General features: G+C 68.3%; 10 protein-coding genes. 4 read left to right on the top strand and 6 right to left on the bottom strand.

Annotated elements, in window-relative coordinates; translation table 11 throughout:
- Nucleotides 1-28 precede the first annotated feature (28 nt).
- Genes ACFV4N_RS11305 through ACFV4N_RS11295 form a run of 3 tightly spaced genes read right to left on the bottom strand, consistent with a single transcriptional unit; the run spans nucleotide 29 to nucleotide 11,822 of the window.
- Nucleotides 29-385: a hypothetical protein gene (locus ACFV4N_RS11305; protein WP_499672374.1), complete on the bottom strand. Its 357-nt coding sequence runs from the start codon at nucleotides 383-385 to the stop codon at nucleotides 29-31.
- Entirely contained in the window at nucleotides 385-6,993 is a 6,609-nt protein-coding gene (locus ACFV4N_RS11300; RefSeq protein ID WP_499672373.1) for an RHS repeat-associated core domain-containing protein, read from the bottom strand. Before ACFV4N_RS11300 ends, ACFV4N_RS11305 begins: the two co-directional genes overlap by 1 nt.
- A gap of 20 nt (nucleotides 6,994-7,013) precedes the next feature.
- Nucleotides 7,014-11,822: a LamG-like jellyroll fold domain-containing protein gene (locus ACFV4N_RS11295; protein WP_499672372.1), complete on the bottom strand. Its 4,809-nt coding sequence runs from the start codon at nucleotides 11,820-11,822 to the stop codon at nucleotides 7,014-7,016.
- Between the two features lie 1,163 nt (nucleotides 11,823-12,985).
- On the opposite strand from ACFV4N_RS11295, the gene ACFV4N_RS11290 reads away from it, so the two are divergent.
- The 4 genes from ACFV4N_RS11290 to ACFV4N_RS11275 all read left to right on the top strand — a co-directional run bounded on the left by ACFV4N_RS11290 (nucleotide 12,986) and on the right by ACFV4N_RS11275 (nucleotide 18,053).
- Nucleotides 12,986-13,873: an IS5 family transposase gene (locus ACFV4N_RS11290; protein ID WP_499672371.1), complete on the top strand. Its 888-nt coding sequence runs from the start codon at nucleotides 12,986-12,988 to the stop codon at nucleotides 13,871-13,873.
- Between the two features lie 68 nt (nucleotides 13,874-13,941).
- Complete coding sequence (locus tag ACFV4N_RS11285) at nucleotides 13,942-16,650, top strand: ATP-binding protein (RefSeq protein ID WP_499672370.1); 2,709 nt, start codon at nucleotides 13,942-13,944, stop codon at nucleotides 16,648-16,650.
- Nucleotides 16,651-16,913: 263 nt separating this feature from the next.
- Nucleotides 16,914-17,696, top strand: a complete 783-nt coding sequence (locus ACFV4N_RS11280) for a transposase family protein (protein WP_499672369.1) — start codon at nucleotides 16,914-16,916, stop codon at nucleotides 17,694-17,696.
- Nucleotides 17,697-17,825: 129 nt separating this feature from the next.
- Entirely contained in the window at nucleotides 17,826-18,053 is a 228-nt protein-coding gene (locus ACFV4N_RS11275; RefSeq protein WP_499672368.1) for a hypothetical protein, read from the top strand.
- A 137-nt stretch (nucleotides 18,054-18,190) separates the two neighbouring features.
- Here the strand turns inward: ACFV4N_RS11275 and ACFV4N_RS11270 are convergent, their stop codons facing one another.
- From ACFV4N_RS11270 to ACFV4N_RS11260, 3 genes are all read right to left on the bottom strand, one after another.
- Nucleotides 18,191-18,328, bottom strand: coding sequence for a hypothetical protein (locus ACFV4N_RS11270; RefSeq protein WP_499672367.1), 138 nt, complete (start codon nucleotides 18,326-18,328; stop codon nucleotides 18,191-18,193).
- Between the two features lie 435 nt (nucleotides 18,329-18,763).
- Nucleotides 18,764-19,777 carry a pentapeptide repeat-containing protein gene (locus ACFV4N_RS11265; RefSeq protein ID WP_499672366.1) on the bottom strand — a complete coding sequence of 338 codons (1,014 nt, stop codon included), beginning with the start codon at nucleotides 19,775-19,777 and terminating at the stop codon, nucleotides 18,764-18,766.
- A 351-nt stretch (nucleotides 19,778-20,128) separates the two neighbouring features.
- Nucleotides 20,129-23,284, bottom strand: coding sequence for a CHAT domain-containing protein (locus ACFV4N_RS11260; protein ID WP_499672365.1), 3,156 nt, complete (start codon nucleotides 23,282-23,284; stop codon nucleotides 20,129-20,131).
- Between the last annotated feature and the right edge of the window lie 289 nt (nucleotides 23,285-23,573).

The following is a 23,573-nucleotide window of genomic DNA, read 5'->3' as shown; positions in this document are numbered from 1 at the left end:
GAAAATGGAGATTTTTCACTCAACACCCCTACGCCATCAACAATTTATCCCGCACAACAATTTCGTCGCCCACCAGAATTTCTAGCTCGCCAATCAAATCCATAGATTCAAGCGTCACGCGCACATGAAATTCACCATTCTCTACAGCGATAGAGAACTCCGTTGCCGACTCACGCAGCAAATCAAGGTACTTCGTACCCCCCGACGAAATTTGAACCCGAAAGGAACGACCCGGAACGTCATATGAAATAAGGACGTCCTCTCCAGAGACAGAGGTTAGCCGCAGGAGGCGCGCAGCCACCTCCCCCTCAACTTCCTCAGAAGAAACGCCCAGCACATCAATAAGATACTCATCCGACGGAACCACGAACCGCTTGAATTCCACTACCTACCTCCACGAGGAATAACCGTTGTCAAGCGAAGACCGTCATTGGTCACCTGCCAGGTGGTCTCAAGAAGCAAAAACCCACCTGGACCAGCGAACAGCGAATCTCGAACCTGAAATTCGCCGAAATCGTTCCCGTAAGTGTCCACGACGTTCGAGGCAGACCTTACCACTTCATCGAAGTGCGATTGAAGAAGCTCGCGACCTTCACTAGTGTTATGCACACCAATTCTAGCAAACTGCTCCTTATTCTGTGCCGACCGAGCAGCGTTATGCGAATTGGAGGTAACATTGCCGAACATATAGTCGAACTTGCCAGGGTCAATAATGGCACCACTGCAGTTGTGTACGAGAATCGGTTCGTTGCCGGCGACCACATAGTACGTGTGGATGGCATCAACCGCGAGGTTGTACGTTCGCAGGTTGGCACCGTAATGGTATACGCCAACCACGCTCGCCCGCCCATTCCCAGGTGTGGCGAGTTCTTCGTCGACGGTCAGGTCGGCCGCGTCTTCCCAGACACCCTCACCGGCGTTGAAGAAAGGGTGGTGGGCGGTCGCACGGATCGTCTTCGGGCCGTCCGGTGTTGCGATGGTGAGGTCGACGTAGTCCTTGTCGGCGTCGGTGATGTGAACGGCGACCACCTCGTGTGCTTCGAGGTCCTCGCCGCCGGGCTCGTTGTTGGCGACCTTGTCGCCGACCTTGATCTCGTCGATACGTTTGGTCGTGCCGTCAGCCATGAGCACGTGGGTGTCGCCGGTGAAGCTGTTAGGGCACTTGGCCGCGGTTTTGGCCTCGTCAGCGCCGTCGGCGAGCTTCTTGCCGCCCTTGGCGAGTTTGACCAGGCCTGCGGCGATGCCGAGGATGGGCACGGCGGCCCCGCAGGACATGGTCGCGTCGCCGTATTCTTTGTGGCCGACGTGGATGCCGCAGTTGAAGACGTCGGCTGCGTCACCGAGCCCAGGCACGAAGGTGCCGATGACGTCGATCAGGAACTGCAACTTCTCCCGGGTCATCGGCTGGTTGCAACTCGGGCACGGCCCGTAGCTGTACTGCGATCCAGTGCTGGTTCCGGAACCGCAGGGCAGTGCCGCGTAGCTGCTGTTGTGACAGCCCTGCTGGGGGGCCGGTGCGGTCGAGTTGCTGACGGACACCGTGGTCGGGGCCGGGCCGGTGTTGTCGTGTCCGAGGCCGTTGGCGGTCTTGCGGCCGTTGCATATGCCGTCGGGGCACATGTAGGACGCCAGGCCCGCGGGGTCGGTGAAGGTGAGCGGGTTGTTGTTGGCGTAGGCGTAGCCGTGCATGGACTGCGGGTCGGTCAGGTCCATGAGCGGATCGACGGAGATGAACCGGCCGAGGGCGGAGTCATATTCGCGGGCGCCGAGGTGGATGAGGCCGGTGTTGTCGATGGTGCCGCCGACGAAGCCCTTGTCCAGCTTCTGGGGCCAGGTGCCGTTGCCACCGCGCACGTCGCCGAAGGGCAGGGTGCGGCGGATGCCGACGGTTTGGGCGGGGTCGTTGGCGATGGTGATCTCGGCGGTGCCGTGGCGGTCCGCGGAGATCCAGGTGATGCCGCCTACCGGGGACTGGTTGTAGACCCGCATGGCGATCGGCTGACCGAGGTAGGTGTAGTAGCGGGTGCAGGTCTTGACGCCCGAGGTGGAGACGCGCAGTTCCTGGCCGGGCAGGTACAGGGTCCGGCCGCCTGGGTCGCGGCGGATCAGGCGTTGGCCGTCGGCGTCGTAGGTGAAGGAGGTTTCGCCGGAGGCGTCGGTGGAGGTGGCCAGGTGGCCTTCGCGGTCCCAGGTGAGGGTCTGGGTGCCGTTGGACGAGGGGCGCGAGGTGGTGTTGCCGGTCGCGTCGTAGGTGTAGGCGGCGGTGCGGGTGCCGGTGGTGTCGGTGGTGGAGGTGCCGGCGACGGCGTGGGTACCGGACTTCGGGGTGTAGGTGGTGGTCCGGTCTCCGCTGGTGGTGCCGTGCTCGACCAGCGTGGTCCGGTCACCCGCGGCGTTGTAGGTGTAGGAGTGCCGGTACTTCGCGGGACCGCCGAGGCCTGCGGTGGTCGGGTTCTGGGTGCAGTCCTTGGACGCCGGAGTCCAGGCTTCGGTCAGGCGTTGCAGGTGGTCGGTGCGGAAGCACTGGGTGTCCCCGCTGACGGTGTCGGAGATCTTGGTGAGGTTGCCGTAGGGGTCGTACTCGTAGTTGACCTTGGCGACGTCGGTGGGCGCGAGTTGTTTCGAGGTCCAGATCTGCTTCAGGCGCCGGGTTGTGGTGTCGTAGTCGCGGACGATGTCGACGGTGTTGCGGTCGCTGTGCAGGGTGTAGGCGGCCAGCTCGCCGAAGGCGGTGTAGGTGGTGGCGGCGACGAAGTCGGTTTCGTAGGTGCCGTAGCCGGTGCGCACGGCCGTGAACTGGCCGAGATTGTCGTAGCGGTAGCCGAGCGTTTCGCGCTTGAGGTCGGCAACAGCGGGGATGCGCGACGCGGACGGTGCGCCGGCGGCGCCGTAGGTGTTGACGTAGTTGTAGCTGCCGGCCAGGCCGCCCTCGACGGCGGGGATGGTGTAGGTAGTGCTGATCGGGTTGCCGTCGTGGTTGAAGCTGAAGTGCTCCTTGGTGTAGGCGTCGGCGCCGATCCAGCGGGTGGACTTGATCTGGTGCCCGTAGAACGTCTCCCCGCTGGAGAGGGTGTCGTAGGTCCACTCGGCGCGCAGGGGCCCGGTGGTGGTGTCGTTGCGCATGCTGGTCCGGCGGCCGAGCACGTCGTAGGTGTGGGCCAGGGTCTGACCGCGGCTGTCGGTGGTGGAGGTCAGCTGTCCGGCGTCGTCGTAGACCGACGTCGTGGTGCCCTTGTCGGGGTCGAGGGAGCGGATCTGCCGGCCGCGCAGGTCGTAGTCGTACTCCCAGCGCTTGCCGCCGGGGTCGACCACGGTCTTGAGCCGGTCCAGCCGGTCGTAGGTGTAGGCGATCTTGTCGAAGCCCGTGGCGCTGCCCGCGGCGACTCCGGCGTGGTAGTGCCGCAGCTCGGTCGTGCGGCCCAGGGTGTCGGTCAGGCTGGAGGACACCACGCCACCGGCGGGCGGTGTCACGTCGACGCGGTCGCCGGCGTAGGCGGTGGTGATGCGGTGCACGAGTTCGCCACCGGGGCTGGCGACTGGGGCGTTCTTCTTGAGCGCCTCCTCGACGACGCGGCCGGCGCCGTCGTAGGCGGTGGTGACCACGCTCGGGACGACCTCGGGAGGCTGGGTCGACGGCACGTACAGCTGGGCCGCCGGCGGTTTCGTGCCGAGGTAGGGGTTGTTGACGCGGGCGACCCGGCCGGCGCTGTCGTAGAACGTGTCGGTCACGACGGCGTTCTGACTGCCGCCGGAGGCGTCCAGCCGTTGGGTCTGGCGAGGCCTCAGCAGGCTGTCGAAAACCTCGTAGGTGGTGGTGTAGGTAGCGGCGGCGTTGAAGGTCTGCGTGGTCGTCACCGACGGCGCGGTGCGGCGGACCGAGTACGAGTACTTCGTGGAGGGGTTCCCGCTAGCACGGGAGTAGCCGGGCTTCCAGACCGCCGTCACCCGCCCGAACGGGTCGTAGTCGACCTCCGTCAGTTGCCGGTTCGGGTCGACGATCAGGGTGGGCGAGCCCCAGGCCGGTTGCAGGGTCGTGGTGGTGACCCAGCCGGCCGCGTTGGTCGTGGTGGTGCCGGTGACCGGACCGCCTGCCGTCGGGGTGTAGGCGGTCCTGCTGGTGCCCTTGAGGTCGGTGACCTTCGTGACGCGGCCGTAGGCGTCGTACTCGCCGACCGCGTCGGTCAGGTACGTCGAGACACCACCGGTGTGGGACTTCAGCGACTCGACCTTGGTGATGTCGCCCTTGACCGGCGGCACCCCGAGGCCCTGGTTGTCGTAGTAAGTCCTGTCGTCGGAGACGACGTCGGCGTCGGGCACACCGCCGGCCTGGGCGGTGGCGCAGTCGACGGTGAAGCCGCGTTTGCGCGACACCGCGCCGACGAACCACGTCCCGGTATCGCGGGCGTAGTCGATCAGCTCGCACTTCTCGTCGCCGGACACGGCGACGTCGCCGCGGTCCTCGCTGCGGACGGTGTCACCGTAGGTGTCGTCGAAGGTGGTGTGGACGCTGGTGGTGCGGTGACCGCGACCGGCGTCGAGCGCGGTGCGCGTGTAGGTTGCGGCGATGCCGGTGTGCCGGGCGTGAACGGTGCTGCCGTTAATGGTCCGGCTGGCCGTGGGCGGGGACTGCCAGGGCTGTGTGACGGTGGCGGAAACCTCGGCGCCACCGGGGCCGTTGTAGACGATCTCCTCGCGCGGAGTGCCGGCGAAGGCGTTCTCGTCGACGGCCTCCGGGACGGAGCCGATCGCGATGGCGGGCAGGACCGCGGGCCGGGTGCCGGTGGGGAGTTTGTCGCCGTGCATGCCGCGGAAGTAGCGGGTCTCGGTGGAGGTGCGTTCGGCGTCGCGCCCCTTGGTGACGCGCACCTTTTCGTAGCCGCGCCACACCGACCAGGTCAGGTCCTCGGCCTCGGCCAGGCCGTCGTCGTCGGCGTGGCGCCAGGCCGCGTTGCCGACGTAGTCGTAGTGCGTGGGCACCGAAGTGCCGCCACCGGTCATGTCCGTTTCGAGGATGTCGGTGACGACGTACTTGTGGAAGTAGTCGAGGATGGGGTCCTGGTTGCCCTCCGGGGTCCAGCGGACCGGGTAGCAGCGCAGGGCGTTGTCGTGCAACGCGGCCGCGTTCGGCATCCGGGAGGCGGGCACGCAGTCGGGCTGGGAGTAGGTCACGTCGAGCCGGCCGCCGGTTTCGCTGATGACCCTCTTGACGCGCCACCACTTCATCGCGGCGTGCTGGTCGGAGTGGGTGTCGACGCGGTTGGACAGCTGCACGCCCTCGAAGGTGATGTCGGGGACCGTGGCCGAGCCGCCGACCAGGCCCTCGTGCGCGATCTTCTCCAGCCACAGCCCGGCGCGGGTGCCGTCACCGGGGTCGGGGAAGGAGTGGGTCAGCGTCCACTTCTCCACCGGGTTGCCGCCGACCTTGGTGGTCACCGCGGCGAGGCGCTTGGTGGTCCAGAACGTCGGGGAGCGGGTGGTGCAGGGGCTCGCGGTGCACTCCCGATCCCACGGCACGTCCGGCCAGTGCTGGGCGTCGTGGACGCCGCAGTCGGCCAGGCACCGGTCGGCGGTGTCGAACACGACCTGCATGGGCGCGTCCTCGGTGCGGTCGGTGCGGGTGCCGTAGTCGATCCGCTGGAGGTGGGAGGCCCGGTCGTAGGTCGCCAGGTCGGTGGTGGAGCCGTTGCGGGCGTACTTGTTGGTCTCCTTGCCGTAGGTGTAGCTCATCGTGTTGCCGTGCAGGTCCACGACGTGGTCCAGGTTCCACCGGTAGGCCTGCGTGCAGAACGACGCGGCGAAGGTGCCCGCCTTGCACGGCTCGCCCGCGTGGTTGCCCGCCACCGGGACGGCGAGGGTGGACTGGGTGGCGCGGCCGAACCAGTACTGCATGCCCGTGGTGGTGGTCACGACCCAGTGCTCGCCGCCGTGGACGCCGTTGCCCGCGCCCGTGCGGCGCTCGACGAACGTGCCGTCGTCGTTGCGCAGGTGCCAGCGGTTCGGGTTCGTGCCGTCCTTGATCAGCTCGCCGGCGCGGCCCTCCATCGACAATGTCGCGTTGTCGGTGGCCCAGCAGCGGTCACCCGTCTTCACGGTGTTGAGCGCGCCGTCCTCCATGTCCTCGGAGCACGACTTGTACTTGCGCTCGATGAAGTTGTTCGCAAACTCGAACCCCTCACCGATCCAGGACGGCTGGTTGTTCGACGCGGCCATGCGGCCGTCCACGCTGGACGAGGAGTACGACAGCGCGAGCGACGGGGCGGGACCGCCCAGTGACGGCGGCACCCGCATGGAGTAGCTCCAGGTGAACTCACCGGTGTTGCCACCGGCCGCCCAGGTCGCCGACGGGGACAGGCTGGTCGCCGTGAACGTCCCGGAACCGCTGGACGTGCCGGCGGTCAACGCCATCAGCGCACCGGCTTCGGGAGTCGCGTGCGAAGCCATCACCACGCCGCTGCCGGTGTCGTTGTACGACGGGACGACCTCGCCGCGGCACTTCGGTTCATCCGGTGTGGACAGCGCGCAGTCCGGCAGCCGGACCAGCTTCAGGCGCGCGGCCCAGTCGCCGCCGTAGGCCCAGCGGAACCGGGAGTAGTCGACCTCGACCTTCGCGCCACCGGACACCCGGAACAGCAGCCCTTCGATCCCGGCCGCCCGTGTTCTCTCCCGGTCGAACGTCTCGACCTTCGCCCTCCCCCCACCCTTGTCGGTGGGGGTGATGCGAACCGGTCGCCTGTTCGCGGTCCTGGCTTCGGCACCCGACACCTCGACGGTGCCCGCGTCGGGCCACACCGGCGCCGGTGCGCTGAACGGCTTGCCGGTCCGCACCTGCTGGTCGGGAGCGGGAGCGGCCCAGTCGCCCTCGACCGGTCGCTCCCGCTGCGGCTTGGGCGGCTGGTAGGGCGCCGCCGCGGCGGGCAGCGCCGTGACGAGGGTCGAGGTGAGGATGGCGACCAGCATGACGGCCAACCCGCGGCGGAAGTTCGGTGTGCGCATCACATGTCTCCCAGTGGTGATCAGCCGAAGAACGCTCGGGCGGGTTCGTGCCAGCCGTGACCGACCTGGGTGCTGCCCCCGTAGGGGAAGCCGTTGAGGCCGTTGATGTTGAGGTAGGACCAGACGGTGCCGTCCGGGCGCACCGCGATGATCTCGGCACGTCCGTCGCCGGTGAGGTCGGCGAAGCGGGTGCGGGCGGGTTCCCAGTCGATGCCGATCTCCTGGGGTTCGTCGAAGGTGCGGTAGCCCAGCCCGGCTTGGTTGCGGTAGCCGGAGACGGTGCGGTCGTCGTTGACGGTGATGAACTCGGCCCGGTGGTCGCCGTCGATGTCGGCGAAGCGGATCCGGTCCGGGGTGTGGGAGGTCACCGCGACGATCACCGGGGTGGTGGCGAACGCGGTGGACCGGCCCAGGGCGTTCATGCCGTAGAGGTTGCGGTAGGCGCGGACCCGGCCGTCCGGGTCGAGCGAGATCCGCTCGGCGCGGCCGTCGCCGTCGAGGTCGGCGAACCGCAGGCGGACGGGGTCGGTGGAGGATGCGGTGCCCACCAGGATGCCGGTGCCGAACGGGAAGCCGTTGAGGCCGTTGACGTTCGGGTAGGCGCGGATCGTGCCGTCGGTGTTCAGGCCGATGATCTCGGTGCGTCCGTCGCCGTCGAGGTCGGTGAACCAGGTGCGTTCCGGGGTCCACCCCCAGCCGATGTGTTGGGCCGCCCCGGGGTAGCTGCCGTTGACGTTCTGGAACGCCCAGACCTCGCCGCCTGCGTCGACTCGGATGATCTCCGCGCGGGCGTCGCCGGAGACCGAGGCGCCGGTCGGCGCGGTGGTGGTCAGCGGCGCGCCTTCCAGGACGCCTTGGTGCACCTTCAGCTCGTCGATGTCGCCGAACCAGTAGGCGCCTGCGCTGCCGCGGCCGACCGACAGCACTCCGGTGGAGTTCCAGCCGATCACGCCGGTGGTCGTGCCCTGCAGCACGTCGTTCACCCATAGACGCAGGGTTCGTGTCGAGGCGTCGTAGGCCGCGGTCAGGTGCGTCCAGGTGTTGACCGCCGCGTCCGCCGTCGAGGACGCACGCCACCACGTGGTGGGGTTGGTCGGCGCGTTGGGCATCTCGGCCACCCATTTGCCGCCGTCGTAGCGCAAGGCGAACGGATCGATCCCCGACGGGCCTCGCTGCACCATGATCGTTCGTTGCGCGCCGGCCTCGGCCAGCCTTGCCCACACGTCGACCGAGAAGGACTGATCGGTGTTGAGGACCTGCTCTCCGCTGTTGGCCGAGCCCGTTCCGTTCAGGTGCAGGCCACCCCGCTGGACACCAAGCCCCCAGCTCGCCCCGGGAGCGAGCGTCAGAGCGAGGTCGTGGACGTAACGGGAGGTGTCGTGGGCGGTCGTACCCGCGATCTCGTTGAACTCCCACTTGCCGACGGTGCTCGCCTGCTCGGGGTCGACGAGGGTCTCCGCCTCCGGGTGCGTCAGCGTCCGGTCCCACGCGCGCACGTCGAGCAGCTCGCCGGTCCACGCTTCCGCTGGGGTGCCGTTGAGAAGGCGTCGACCCACCCACAGCTCACCCGACGCGTCGAAGCCCGCGGTGGCCACGTCGATGGTGCGTTGGAGCGCGCCGTCGACGTAGAGCCGGACTTCGCTGTTGAACGCATCGTAGGTGCCGATCAGGTGCGTCCAGACACCACGTGCCACCGGAGCGTCGGACCGCGCCGTCCGATAAGTCGGGCTCGCGGTGTCCGCCTCGGCTCGCGAGAACACCCACTTGCCGTCCACGCCGTCGTAGCCCAGACGGAACGCCGCAGTGGTCGTGCCCTGCTGGCTGATCACGGTACGGCTGCCCGTGGTGCCCGGCGCGAGCTTCACCCACGCCGACACCGAGAAGCCGCGGGTGGTGTCCAGCAGCTTGGGCGTCACGCCGAACCCGGTGCCGGCGAAACCGGCCGCGGCCTCGCCGCCGACCGTCTGACTCGGCAGACCTGGGACGACACCCGTCAGGACCAGGTCACGCCCGTTCCCGGTCACGTCGTAGGCAGGGTCGTCGCCGAACATCCACTGCCCGATGTGGTCGACCGCTCCGGCGACGGTGAACTGGTAGGTGCGTTGGCTGGTGCGTCCGGCGCGGTCGATGGCCTTGACGTAGAGCGTCTTGGCTCCCGCCGAGGGCGGGGTCCAACGCACCGACACCGCCGCACCCATTGAAGGGGCGAGCACTGTCATCGAGGGTGGGTCGGTGAAGCCCCACCGGTAGGAGACGACGTCCGGTGAGCTGGTGAAGGTGAAGGTGTCGGCCACGCCCAGCGAGCCGCAGCCCTCCGGCGGGCACCCGGTCGGCTTGTAGACCTGTGCCGTGACCGCGGGTGCGGTGGGGTCGGTGAGGTCGACGGCGAACTCGCACCACCCGGAGGGGGTGGTCCAGGCGGTGCCGTCGGAGGCGGCGGCGCGGTAGGCGTAGACGCCGTCGGCCAGGCCCACGCCCGCGGTCGGGGTGGGTGCGCCGCCTTCGCCGGTGCCGACGACGCCGGGGTAGAGCAGCCAGCGGTTGCCCTGGCCGGGCACGTGGGCGATCAGGTCCGGGGCCGGGTCGCCGGTGGTGGTCGGGATGACCGCGGCGGTGGCGTTCTGCCAGCCGCCGTTGCCGATCAGGTGGCGGAAGGGCGTGCCGGTGTAGGGGGAGCGGGTTCCGCTGCCGGGGTAGAGCCACAGCTTGCCGTCGCCGTCGGTCACCGCGTAGATGTCGGGCTTGTTGTCGCCGGTGCGGTCGGCCACGCCGTAGTAGCGGAACCCGGTCCACCCCTCCCCCAGGTAGGAACGCGCCCAGGTCGTGCGGTCGGCGCGGGTGCCGTCACCGGGGAACAGGTACAGCAGGCCGGTGGAGTCCAGGCGTGCGACGAGGTCGGTGTGGCCGTCGTTGTCCCAGTCCGCGACACCGGCGAAGGTGTAGCCGCCGAAACCGGAACCGATCCTCACCGGCGCCTGCGGCGCGCTGCGCGTGCCCTGGCCGGGGTAGAGCAGCAGCTCGCCGGCGGGGTTGCGGGCGAGCAGGTCGGGGTTGCCGTCGTTGTCCCAGTCGGCGACGCCGGCGATCGTGTACGGGGACCAGCCGCCCAGGCCGATCCGTAACCGCGCCCCGAGCCGGGTTCCGTTGCCGGGGAACAGGTACAGCACGCCCGCGCTGTCGCGGGCGATGGCGTCAGCGTGCCCGTCGTTGTCCCAGTCCCCCGCCGCCAGCAGCGTGTCCGAGCCGTCCAACACACCCGAGGGCAGCCCGGACGGCATGGGCGGGGTGGCGTCGGCGGTGGCGCCGTTGGACAGCGGGTAGCGCTCGGTCGTCCACAGGATCGGCGCGTGCGAGCCGTCCTCACGCACCCGCGCGACGTCGAAGCGGGCCAGCAGGCCGTCGGCCGCGTCGTTGTCGCTCACCCTCGCCCGCAGGGTCGGGGTCGCCGTGGGCACGAACGGCCGCCCCGCGCCGGTCGCGCACGCCCGCCCGTCGGCGGTCAGCGAGTCCGGGGTGTTGGCGGGGGTGTTGTAGTCGATGGCCAGCACCGGGGTGGCGGCGTCGAACCGCTTCCACTGGTTGACCGTGCCCTCGTCCCACGCGCGCAGCCCCATCGTCAGGAAGCTCCACTGGTTCTGCACGCCGCGCCGCACCATGTGGGTGACGTCGAACTCGACGTCACCGCTGCCCAGACAGCCGTAGGCGGCGTCCGCCCGGTGGTTGGCCGGGGCCGATGCGGTCCACGCGTCGTCCCACCAAGGCTGGTTGTTCCAGGTCGTGGCGGGGCTGATGTCGTTGGTCAGCCACACCCCCGCGTTGCTGCTCGGGTTGCACGTCCAGGTCCACTGCTGCTGCAACCGCAACGACGCCCCGTAGATGACCGTGCCCTGCACCTGCGACAGGTCCATCCGGAAGAACGACCGCACCCGATACTGCGCGCTCAAACAGGTGTTGGACACGCTGATGCTGTCGCACGTGCGCCCCGCACCCGCACCGCCCTTGAGATCGGAGTGGGTCAGCGCGTTGTTGTTCTGCCAGAACGACGTGCCCGCCACGTCCGAGCGCTCCAACACCGTGGTCCACGCGTTGTCCCGGATCCGCCCCGTCCACGACGGGTCGATGTAGACCGGGTAGGTCGTCCCCGGATCGGCCAACATCGCGCTGTCGGGCACCACGGTCAGCTGCCCGTCCTCGACGCTGACGGGCATCGCCACCCGACGCGGCTCACCGGACTCCGCGACCGCCGCCCGCGCCTGGGTCGGGGTCGGGGTCGGGGTCGGGCCGGAGTCCCACATCACCGGCACCGGCGAGGTGAACACCACCTCCCCCGCCGGATCCTGGGCCACCAACCCGCCCGCACCGGACTCGGACACGCTCACCCCGCTGGCGGCCAGGTCGAACCGCACCGCGTCCAACACCGGGTGCTCCGCGGCCTCCCGCGTCTTGACCACCAGCACTTGGGAGAACCCCAGCGCCGAGGCGGTGAACCGCAGGTCCACCCCCGGCAACACCTCCGGATAGGTCACCGCCGTCCCCGACAGCACCGGCTCCGGCAACGCTCCACCCGGCCACGTCAACGCCACCTCGCGGTCACCGTCACGCAACCGCGCCACCGGCCCCGACCCACCACCGGAGAACTCCACCGGCAACACCGACGCCCTCGGCACCACCACGCCCTGCGCCGACACCTCCAACGTCAGGTCGACCGGCGTCCACGCACCGTCGGCACCGCGCGCCCAACGAGGCTCGGTCGACTCCTCGGTCGTGTAACCACCCTCCGGACGCGCGAAGGTCTGCGCGGTCTCGGTACGAGCACCCAGGATCTCCACCCTGGCACCACACCGACGCGCCATCTCCCCCGCCGCACCCGCATCCTGCTCAACGGTGGCGCACGGAGGAGGTTCGGCGACCGCCGGTACCGATCCCACCACAGTGGACAACAGGACCGTCGACACGACAGGGATCACAGCGCGCAGCACGAAGCCGCGCGCCGCCATACGGCGAGCGTGCACAGGTGGTTCCCCCCAAGGTCAGCGCGCGCCCCCCGACGACACGCAACCCATCAGCCGCTGAAGCATGCACAACCACCCACACCCGACCACAGCACCAAACGGGTGACAAACGATCACATATGCCCCACCGGGGGTGATCCACACCACGAACAAGCACGTGGGCCCCAGCAGAAGACCACCGCTCGGCCGAGTGGCACGCCAACGAGCCGACTACATACCCACCGACGCCAACACCAACGACCGATCACCGAAGCAGAGGACCGGCACCCTCGTGGTCCGCCTCCAGGAAGACAGACCCGGTGAAGCCGCGCCAGCACCGACGACATGCCCGAGACCGCCCTCCGCAAGACGGAAGCCCTCGCGACGTCCACCGATCAGACCGGGCCGCCACCCTCAAGCTGCCCACCGCCAAACCGGAACCCGACCCATACTCGGCCCCGCTCATCGAGACCCCGGCCTACCGCGACACCATGCGATCCAAGACCACCACGCCGACCAAGAACCTCAGACGGCACCCACGCGGGCAAAGCGATACAGTCTCACCGCACACCACGAGTCGCCTTCAGCCGAAGCCGAAGCCGCGACCACTTGACCAACCGATATGTTGCAGACTCCTCCCCCAGAATTGCCCAAATCATGGCCTGACCTGCGAAAACACTAAATCGGCAGGTGGCGACGGTGCAGTTGAATGCACTTCATCACGGTTCGCCCCGATTCATTCTCCTTGAATCCTCCCAAGCGTCTCCCATCTTCCTCCCACCGCAGGCTTATGTCGACCGCTACGGCCGTCGAACACATGTGCGAAAATCAAGTGGTCCATCCCTCCTCGAGTACTCCAATGTCCGCGATCGGCGAGATGCGGTGCTTGTGGTGTAAGTGCCTGTTTCTGAGCTTGCGCAGGTGAGAGCCCGTTGGTGCGCAGACGAGGGAACTCCTGGTAGATCGGACGTTGTCGAAGCGCCGCTCTGCCAGGAGTTCCGTTGTTATCGTGCCCGATCCCCGCGAGCGGGTCCACCGCGGGTGCCCTCTGCTGCCGTCTGGCGGCCTCTCACCAGCCCGCCCGACGGACGAGCCGGTATCCCACCGACGTCACCGACGCCCAGTGGGCCGAGCTCGACCCGCTGTTGCCCGATCCGGCGTGTCTGGCCGGCCGGGGCGGACAGTGGGAAAAGCATTGCCGCCGCTTGATCGTGGACGCGATCCTGTACGTGGTCGACAACGGCATCAAGTGGAGGGCCCTGCCCGCGGACTTCCCGCCGTGGCCGACGGTCTACAAGCGTTTCGCCGCCTGGGAGAAGGTCGGTGCGTCGCAGCGGCTGCTCGACGCGTTGCGCGACCGCGTCCGCCTTGCGGAGGGCCGGGTGGCGGCGCCGTCGGCGGCGGTCATGGACTCGCAGTCGGTGCGTGCCGCCGAGACCGTCGACCGGGCCACCCGCGGCTGGGACGGCGGCAAGAAGGTGCAGGGCCGCAAGCGCCACGTCGTCGTCGACACCACGGGACTGTTGTTGGCGGTGCTGGTGACCCCGGCCTCGACGCAGGACCGGGTCGCCGCCCGCAGCCTGCTGCGACGCCTGCGCGACACCGCCGGCGAACGCGCCGCGCTGGTGTGGGCCGACGGCGGCTACACCGGCACTCTGCTCGACTGGACCCGCAGAACACTCGGATTGCTGGTGGAAATCGTCCGACGCCCCGATCTGCCGCACTTCACCGTGCTGCCGAGGCGGTGGGTGGTCGAGCGGACCCTGGCGTGGATCACAGGACACCGCCGCTGCGTCCGCGACTACGAACGACTCTGCCACCACCACGAGGCGATGGTCCGCTGGTCCATGATCCGCATCACCAGCCGCCGACTCACCCGACCCGAGTAGCTCAGAAACGGGCACTAAGCGGTAGAACTGGGTGGTCGGAGCCCTCTGGGCAGTGGTTGGAGGCTGGCATGGTGGAGTCAGCGCAAGCGGTGCACCGCACGATCGTCGTAGTGGACGTGGAGGGGTTCGGCGATCCGCGCCGAACGCTGCCCCACCAGGTGGCCACCAGGGCCGGTCTGTACAGGGTCGTCGCCGACGGGTTACAAGCGGCAGGGGTGCCGTGGGGGGACTGTTACCACGAGGACCGCGGTGACGGCGTATTTGTGCTGGTAGAGCCCCGCTATGCCAAGACGCCGTTGGTGGAGGTGCTGCCGACTGCGTTGGTACGGGCCCTGCGGGCGCACAACGACATCAGTCCAGCAGCCCAGCAAGTACGATTACGTCTGGCAGTGCATGCCGGTGAGGTAGTCTTTGATCGCCACGGTGTCACCTCGACGGCCGTAACCACCGCCTTCCGACTGCTAGACGCACTGCCCGTGAAGCGGGCACTCGCTGACTCGCTCGGTCTGGTTGCGTTGGTGGTGTCACGGTGGGTCTTCGACGAGGTGGTCCGCCACTCTGCGGTGTTGGATCCGGCGACCTTCCGACCGTTTGAGGTCACGGTGAAAGAAGTCCGAGAGACTGTTTGGATCGCCCTACCTGACCATCCCTACCCTGCGGATTCAACTGTACTTGACCGGCTGGCGAAATCGGTTGCGCCTGATTATGGTGGCCGGGTGCCCCGGCAGTTGCCCGTCGCGCCCGCGTCCCTGGTGGGCCGTAATGAGCAGTTGCGCTGGCTTGAGGCGGCCGTAGACATTCCGACGGCCGACGCGGTAGTGGTAGCAGTGATCGCGGGCACGGCCGGTGTCGGCAAGACCGCGCTGGCCCTGCACTGGGGCCACCGCAATCGGGATCGCTTTCCCGATGGAGAGTTGTTTGTAGATCTACGGGGCTTCAGTACCGACACCGAAACTGTGGATCCCGGAGTGGTCATCCATGATTTCCTCTTGGCTCTAGGAATCAAGTCTGCTGCCATCCCTTCTCATACCGATGCCCGCATCGCCCTATTCCGCAGCATGACTGCGGATAGGCGGATGCTGGTGGTATTGGACAATGCTGCGGACGAGGCACAACTGCGGCCGCTGCTGGCCACCGGGGCGGGGTCGCTGGTGCTTGTGACCAGCAGGCAGGTACTGGGCGGGATGGAGGCGCAGGTCCGGCTAAGGCTGGAGGTGCTGACGCCGGGCGCATCGATGGAACTGCTGGCCTCGATCGCGAGTCGGGAACGGGTGGCCTGCGAACCAGCGGAGGCCCTGCAGGTCGTTGAGTTGTGTGGGCGCCTGCCACTGGCTTTACGGATTGCTGGCAATCGACTGGCTGCCCGCCCTGGGTGGACCGTGAAGCACCTGGCGGACAGACTCAGGGATCAACGGCGCAGGCTGTCCGCGCTGACTTCGGGCGATCTGCGCGTGCGCACCGCGTTCGAGATGTCCTACCGGCAGTTGAACGGTGAGGCTGCGATGGTGTTCCGCAGGCTGTCGCTGGTACCGGGCGCGGACTTCACCCCTCAGATCGCCGCGACGCTGTCGGCCATGGACCGGTCCGCCGCAGAGGAGGTGCTGGAGGAGTTGGTGGACATGAGCCTGCTGGATACTGCGGCGGTGCCTGGCCGGTATCTGTTTCACGATCTAATCCGGGTCTTTGCGAGCGAACGACTGGCCGAGGAGGAACCCGCGCGGCTAGTCGAACGCGCCACCCGCCGGATGGCGACGTGGCTGCTGTCCACCGCGACGACCGCAGCCCAATTCTTCGGCCCGGACGCACGGCAAACCCCGTCAGGCCCGCTGGGTGGATTTGACGACGCCGACACATGGCTGGCCGCCGAGACCGCGAATTGGCTCGGCGCGCTGCGCTGGGCCACCACTACCGGGATGCATACCGAGGTGCTGGCATTAGCTACGGCCGTGCACTGGTATTCCGACCAGCGCGGGCATGGTCAAATCTGGGAACAGGTGTTCACTGCCGGTGTGGCTGCAGCGCGGGCGCTGAACAGCACGCGGGACGAGGCCGTGCAACTGAACTTCCTGACCTGGACCTTGGCGGTGCTGCTACGCCGCTACCACGACGCACTGACACTGCACGACCAGGCATGGCGGGCAGCCTTAACTGCGGGCGATACGCGGGAACAGGCATGGGCGATGTTCTACCGCGCGATCACGGAACTGCGTTTAGGACAACTGGAACAATCGCAGACTAGCGCACAGCGAGCACGGCAGCTGTTCGGCGAAGCCGACTACCCACTGGGCGGGCTCATCTGCTCGATCCACCTCGGACAGGTGCTCTACGACCTACGACGCCACAACGAGGCAGTCGAGCTTTACCAACGCTTGGTGGCCACTGTGCGCTCAGGCCAGTTTAAGTTGGCATCGACCATGCGGGACGAGATGACCGCCGTCCTGCTGGTACGAATCGGCGATAACCTGGTGGAGTTAGGCCGATGGATGGAGGTGCTAGAGGCGGTCGACGAGGCGACGGATCTGGCGCGTAAGACCCATGCGATGAGCACGCAAAGCGACGCAGGCTATCTACGCGGGCTGGCACTGCACCGGCTCGGCCGACTATCGGAAGCCAAAATCTCGTTGGAACAGACGCTCAATATCGTCACCGAACAGCCGTACCCGCGTTCGGCGCGTGTACTCGACGCCTTGGCGCAGCTATGCTCCGACCTTGGCGACCCAGACGGGGCTGAACGCTACCGCACACGCGCCGCCGGAACACGCCCAACCTCCCGGTGACCCACAGGGGTTGTCGCCTGCGGTGACCAGGAGTTGAGCGGCGCAGATCGGGTCGATTCCGGGTTAGGCGAGCAGTCCGGGAACGGTCTGGCGGGTCAGGAGTTCGATGGCGTTGTCGCTGTCGCGTACTTCCCGATCAAAGAGCCGTTTTCATCGTGACGTCGCAGGTCACGGCACAGGCTGAGCGGTGGGAGCGCGGTGGGCGAGGCTCCCGGTAAGACAGCAGTCGACCAAGATCCGATGCCCCAACCGGGAGCCTCGCCGTGCTGTCTTACCCCGCCGCGATTCCGCTGTCCAATCACACCCTCGTCCGCCTGGCCGATCTCATCCGCGCCGAGCGGGCACGGCGCCGGTCCCGGTGGCGGCGTCTGGAGCCCGGCCGCCAGGCGCTGCTCGTGCTCGCGCACCTGCGCAACGGCGACACCCACGCCCGACTCGCCGCAGGCTTCGAGGTTTCCCGCAGCACCGCCTGGCGTTACGTCCGCGAAGCGGTGGACCTCCTCGCCGACTTGGCCGACGACCTCCGCGCCGCCGGTGAGCGGGCCGCCCGCCTGGCCTACGCGATCCTCGACGGCACCCTGGTCCCGATCGACCGCGTCGCGGACCAGAAGCCCTACTACTCGGGCAAACACCGGCGCCACGGCGTCAACGTCCAGATCCCCGCCGACCCGGCCGGTCGGCTGGTGTGGGCCTCGCCGGCCCTGCCCGGCGCCGTCCACGACCTCACCGCGGCCCGCACCCACGGCCTGATCGACGTGCTGACCGAACATGAGGTCACCACGTTCGCCGACAAGGCGTACCAAGGCGCGGGCGGCACGGTGCGCACCCCGTTCAAGCGCCACGTCACACGACCGCGGCTGTCACGCGGCCAGAAGGCCGTGAACCGGGCACACGCCCGCATCCGCGCCCTCGGCGAACGCGCCGTCTCCCTGCTCAAGGGCTGGAAAGTCCTGACCAAGCTCCGATGCTGCCCACGCCGGGCCACCGAGATCATCGCGGCCATCCTCGTCCTGCACCACATCGAGACCCGCCGCCAACCACGATGAAAAAGGCTCAAAGTACTGCCACCGTCGGGCGAGCGCGCGCAGGCCCTGTGGGGTGCCAGAACTCTGCCTTGAGGGGCACTGAGCTGCGGTGATCGCGCAGAATCAGCCGTAGGAGCATGATCGTGGGACGTGGCGCTACGACTGCTGTACCTGATCCTCGTCCGGCTCGTTAGCTGGCTGGTCCTGCTCAGCCGATCGACGGCGGCCAAGGACGTGGAACTGCTGGTGCTGCGGCACGAAGGTGGGTCTGCTGCAGCCGCAACAGTTGTGCCACCGACGCAACTTGACCGTCAAGGCGTAGCCACGACTCTTAAAGCCGCAGGTCAGAGCCGCCACGTCACCTTCGCGCTCTGGTAGACCCGCTGGTGCGATGACTCAACAGCTGGAGATCCCACAGACGGCGAACTGACAGCTTGTTGCGGATCTCGATCGGCCCGCCCGAAACGACGTTCGGTAGGCGAGCCGGCCCAGCGACCCGCCCTGCCCCTCATTGTTCACTCCTTCGAGGCCACCTCGGCCTCCCGCCTGGACCGCGCCAGCCTGGCTGCGGCGATCCTGCCCACGGCGTTGATCACCGCAGCAACGATGCCCGCACCGGCGGAGATGGTCACGACCAACAGTTCCAAAGGCATACCGGACTCCCGTCCCTGCTCAGATGGCCCCTCAAAACTTCAAGCGAAGTCGGGAACCACGCAGAGACGGTGGCGTTCGCCAGTGGGGACAGCACTCGGCAGGAAGACACCTCAACCCGCGCCAATCACAGACCGCTGCTCCCCACCGCGACCACCGGGGAAAGCCCGTCACCCTCTCAACGGGCCACCGACGGACAAGGTTCCCGACCAGCCATCCGAGACGTCGGGAACACGACCACGACCCTGTCCTCACCCGCATCCTCGGCGGTCTGATGAACGAGTACGGACACGTCACTTGACCAGCAGCAATGACTTGTCGAGCGGCACACGATCTTGCTTCCGCGCACGCGCGGAGTGTTCCCTCCTACGCCACAGGATCTTCCTGGGGCGACATCACCGAAAGTACGCCAGAGCCACTCGCCTTACAGTCCCCGCTCAGGCTCGCTTCTGGAGCTTGGTCCAACCGTCGTCTCCGTTGGGTGGTTCCTGTTGCCACGCCGGTGGCCACGTGGTCGTCTTGTCGGTACGAGTGGTGGCGTTATCGAGGTCGATGCCCTCGTGTGCCTCGACGTCGGCGAAGGACACATTGCCGTGGAAGGTGGCGGAGCGGAAGTTGGCCCGGTACCGGAAACTGGCGCGGTCAAGGATTACGTCGCCGCGGAAGGTGGCTCCACGTAACCAGGTAGGGCCAGTGAAGACCGCATCGGCGAACGAGGCGTTACCCATGATCGTCACGCTGGCCATGCGGGTGTTGGGGTGGATGCGGCAGCCTTCGAAATTGGGGCTGATGAGGGTGGCGTTGCCAAGGTAGACGTTCAGGTCGTCGCCCCAGTAGTCCGGTACGGGCTGACCTTCGATCGTCGGTGGGCGGTGGACGTGCGCGCGGAGGAGGCTCTGGACGGCGTAGCGGACCTCGACCTCCTGTCGACGTTCCCGACGGTCCCGTTCCCCGATCGGCTCGGCGCCCGCTTCCAGCTGTCGCGGTGTGGGGCGTTCGTCGGGGTCGAGATAGGGCATGCGCAGATAGGAGCAGAACACGCTGACCACCGGACGACGCTGATCAGGGTGGTCCTGGGCGAGCCGTTCCAGGGCATAGAGGGCGGCCATCCGGACCGCGGCCTGGTCGGACCCGAGCATCTCGGATGCCTTGGTGTACAGGTCGGTCACCCGGCGCTGCTCGTTGTCGTGGCGGGTGTCGGCGGCGACCTGTTCCGTGGAGCGCTGACGGCGCCACGCCAGGTAGAGCGCAACGGCCCCACCACACGCTGCGGCGACGCTCAATCCGATCTTGACCGCATCCAGTCTCGCGACGCTCAGATCGCGACCGGTCAATCCAGAAGTCCCGACGAACCACAACACCGCGGTCAGCAGCGCCGCGACACCGACGATGACGACAGCGCTCCACACCAACGCTCGACGGGGTAAGACATCCGAGGTTCGGTCGACCATCTCTCATTGATAGCGCAGCACCCACACCACGCACGCCAGCACCACACCGTGGATCAACAGCTCGGTGCAGTTACCCGGCACCCCAAGACGCGCCAAACCCTCCGAATCTGCAGATGAACCCGAGTGGCGGTCCAGGATGAGCAGGTGAACTCGCAGATCTGAGCACCGACAGGCTCAACGAGGCGGCCTGCTACCCAAGCGCGCTGCGGGAGGACGGACGACCATGGCTGCTGATCGTCAACGGCAGCATGCCACCTGATCACCTGACCCGTGTCGTTCGAACCTCCCGACAGGTGGATTTGATTCGCAGCCTGCATACGGTGCCTGATTCGGCAGGGAGCAGTCGCTCTGTCATCCGTGCCCGATGCAGAGGAAGGTCCGGCGTAGCGGGTTCCGGGCGTTGATCGTGGCGACCGCTCGGGCCGGGGACTCGCCCCTGGCGACGGCCGCATGGAACTCGCGCACCGCGTCGGCGCCGGTGTCGATGCCGGTGCGCGCCGCCGCGACCACAACGGTGCGCACGCCGGCCTTGATCAAGCCGCCGGCGAAGCCAAGCATCTCGGCGCCGGCCCCGGCTTGTCCGCCCTGGAGGTTGGCACCGTCCAGCAGGACGATGTCCGGCGGTTGTTTGAGGTCGCCGATCTCGTGGGCGTGGACCGCGCGGTCGTGGAGCCGCACGGTGGAGAAGGCCGTGTTCTCGGGCTGGTGCTCGCCGGACGCGGCGAGGTGGACCAGCGTCGCGTTGTCCATCGCGGAGAGCACGTCGTCCGCGAGGGCGCGTTCGTTGGCGAGCAGGTTGACGCGGTGGTGGTGTCGCAGTGGCCGCGTCACGTCCGGTGTCGACTTCGGGCCGGCGACGACGACCACCCGGCCGTCCCCGCGTCGATCGTCGTCGTGCCGCTCGACCCAGGCGGTCGCGGAGGGCGCCACCACCACCGCCCGTCCCTGCAGTGAGGGCAGCGTCGACCAGGGCAGGACGTGGAGCACGCCGGTAGGCAGGACGACGAGGTCCCGGTCGGCGATCCGGTCCGCCAGGGGTTCGAGCAGCACCTCGTCCAACCGGGCCGCCCGGTGACGAGCCGAGGCGACGATGACGTCGACCAGGGACCGGGGCAGGTTGTCGGGTGCGATGGCGTTGAGGTCGGCATGCAGACCCCGGACGTCTTCGAACGACCCGGCGACGTCGCCGAGGCGCACGACGGTCGCGGTGTGGTCGACGAGGACGACGGCGAGCAGGCCGTCCCACGCCTCGGTGAAGGCGATCAGCGCTCGTGCGCCGAGGCGCGTCGCGAGGTGCTGCGGTGCGACCGGGTCGTGGGCCTGCTCCATCCAGCCGAGGAGGGCGGCTTCGCGCCGCATCCGCGCCAATCGCCGGTGCAGGGCGTCCCATGTCGGGTCGGCGCGCGATGTCGTGCCGATGGCGCGGGTCAGGAAGCGGATCTGGGTGAGCCTGTCGGTGAGCGCGGGGTGCAGCGCGGCATGCGTCGGCACCTGGCGCGCCACGCCGGCGCGGGTCCGCTCGGTGACGTCCAGGACCTGCCAGGGATCGAGGGCGCTGGACACCAGTCGCGAGGTGAGAGCTGTCAAGCGGCGGTCGTGCACGTCCAGCAGGGGACGGCAGAGCACCGGCCCTACAGACCGGTCGATCCCCTCCAGGGCCACCCGCGCCTCGGCCAGCGCCCGCGTCGGGTCTCCCTGGGCTATGAGGAGTTCGATGCGACACAGCGCGCGGAGTATCACGATGTCGATCGGCGCGCCCTCCTCGCGCTCGTGCTCGTCGAGCGCTTCGCCCGCCGCGCGCAGATCGCCTCCCGCGATCTGCAACCGCACGACGAGCAGGCGGGCCAGGACCGCGGCGTCGTGGAACCCGCAGCGGTCCAGTTCGGCGACGACCGACAGCTCCTCGCTCCCCGGGATCCACCGGTGGCCCGGAGCCGCTGCCGCAGCTGCCGCGGCAGCGGTCAGCCGGACCAGTGCACTGACGGCGGCAAGTTCGCCGCGGCCGTGCGCGGAGAACACGTGTCGTGCCCGACCGGCGAGCCGGAGGGCCTGGTCGTGATCGCTCTTGACCAGGGCGGCGATCGCGAGCTGGTGATCGGCATCCGCGGCCTCCAGGTGCGTGAAGTCGGGGCGGTGGAGGGCGAGCACGGCTTCCGCCTGGGAGGCCAGCCCGGCGGCGAGCAAGGTCGCGGCGCGGTCCAGCGCTATCCCCTTGGCGGTACCGGGCAGCCGCCGTCCCAGCAGGTCCGCCGCATGCCCGAACTGGCGCAGCGCCGAGGGCAGGTCGCCGACGAGCCGGTATGCAGTGCCGAGGTTGCGCAGCATGCACCCCAGCGTGAGGTCGTACTCACCTCTCCTTATCCCCTCGGCCGCGACCGCGGCGAGGTTGACGATCTCGTCCTCGATCCACTCGCGTGCCACATCGGGCTCGTGCGGCCGCGTGGCGGGCGCCGGCAGCCAGTCGAACGACGACCGGGTCACCTCCGGTCCGACCAGGGCCTCCACCGCCAAGCCGCTGAGGTGCAGGTAGTGGTCGAACAGCCGGGAGAACGCGATGTGCGCGGCGCTCGGGTCCATGTCGGCGGCCAGTCGTCGCGCGTGGTTGCGCAGCAGGTCGTGCATGCGGAAGCGCTGGTCGTGCACCTCTTCGATCAGGTGCACCCGCGCCAAGCCGTCCACCAGGTGCTCGGCCTCCTTAACGGTCACCCCGGCGAGCGCGGCCAGCGTGGTCGCGTCGAAGTCCCGCCCGGGGTGCAGGCCGAGCATCCGGAATGCGGCGGCGCGGCGTTCGTCCAACTGGCGGACGGACCAGGAGATGACCGCCACCACGTCGCTCTCGCCCTCGTCCCCTAGCTCCCCCGCCAACTGGCGCAGCGTGCTCCGCGGGCGGGAAACGGCCGTCTCCGCGACCATCCGCAGGGCGAGCGGCAGGTTGGCGCACCGGTTGACGAGTTCGACGGCGTCCGCTGGGTGCTGGCGCACCCGGTCCCCGAGCGAGTCGCGCAGCATGGTCAGCGACTCCTCCAGGGTCAAGACCCCGAGGTCGACCTTGCGGGCGCGATAGCGGACGCGCAGTTCGGGCAGGCTGTCCCGACTGGTCACCAGGACGAAGCAGCTCGGGCTCGCCGGCAGCAGCGGCAGCACCTGGGCGGCGTCGCGGGCGTTGTCCAGCAGAACCAACACGCGACGCCCGGCCAACGACGACCGGTACAGCGCGGCTCGTTCGTCGGGATCGGCCGGCACCGCAGTGACGCCCAAGGCGCGGAGGAACCCGGCGAGAGCCTCACCGGCCGACACGGGCGGCTGCGCGTCGTACCCCCGCAGGTCCACGTACAACTGCCCGTCGGGAAACCGGTCCTGCACGTCGTGGGCCCAGCGGACGGCGAGCGCCGTCTTGCCGACCCCCGCCGTCCCGGACAAGGCGGAGATGACCGCGGCACCGCTGCCGTCATCGAGCATCCCGTCCAGGGCTTCCCGTTCCGGGGTGCGTCCGACGAATCCTGCCACGGGCAGGGGCAACTGCCGAGGCGCCCGCCATAAGGACCTGGGCGACTCAACCGTGACGGCGACACCACCCCTGATGTCGCGGCCCTGCACCACAACGCACTTACCACCGTCGCCCGAGACCACGTTCCGGTGCTCCGCAACCTCCCCGGTCAAGCAGCCTCCCGAAGCCCGGCGCCACAGTCCGTCATCCAACGACGGTAGTGCAAGCACCTACCGGTCGCGAAGGACGGAGAGCAGGTCGAAACACCAGGTGACGCGACAGCACGAGTGCGCTCCGCGGTCAACCGGC

The organism is Actinosynnema sp. NPDC059797 (assembly GCF_042732085.1).
Taxonomy (GTDB): domain Bacteria; phylum Actinomycetota; class Actinomycetes; order Mycobacteriales; family Pseudonocardiaceae; genus Actinosynnema.
The sequence above is the reverse complement of the archived record's forward strand: the minus strand, read 5'-3'. Positions and strand labels throughout refer to the sequence as shown.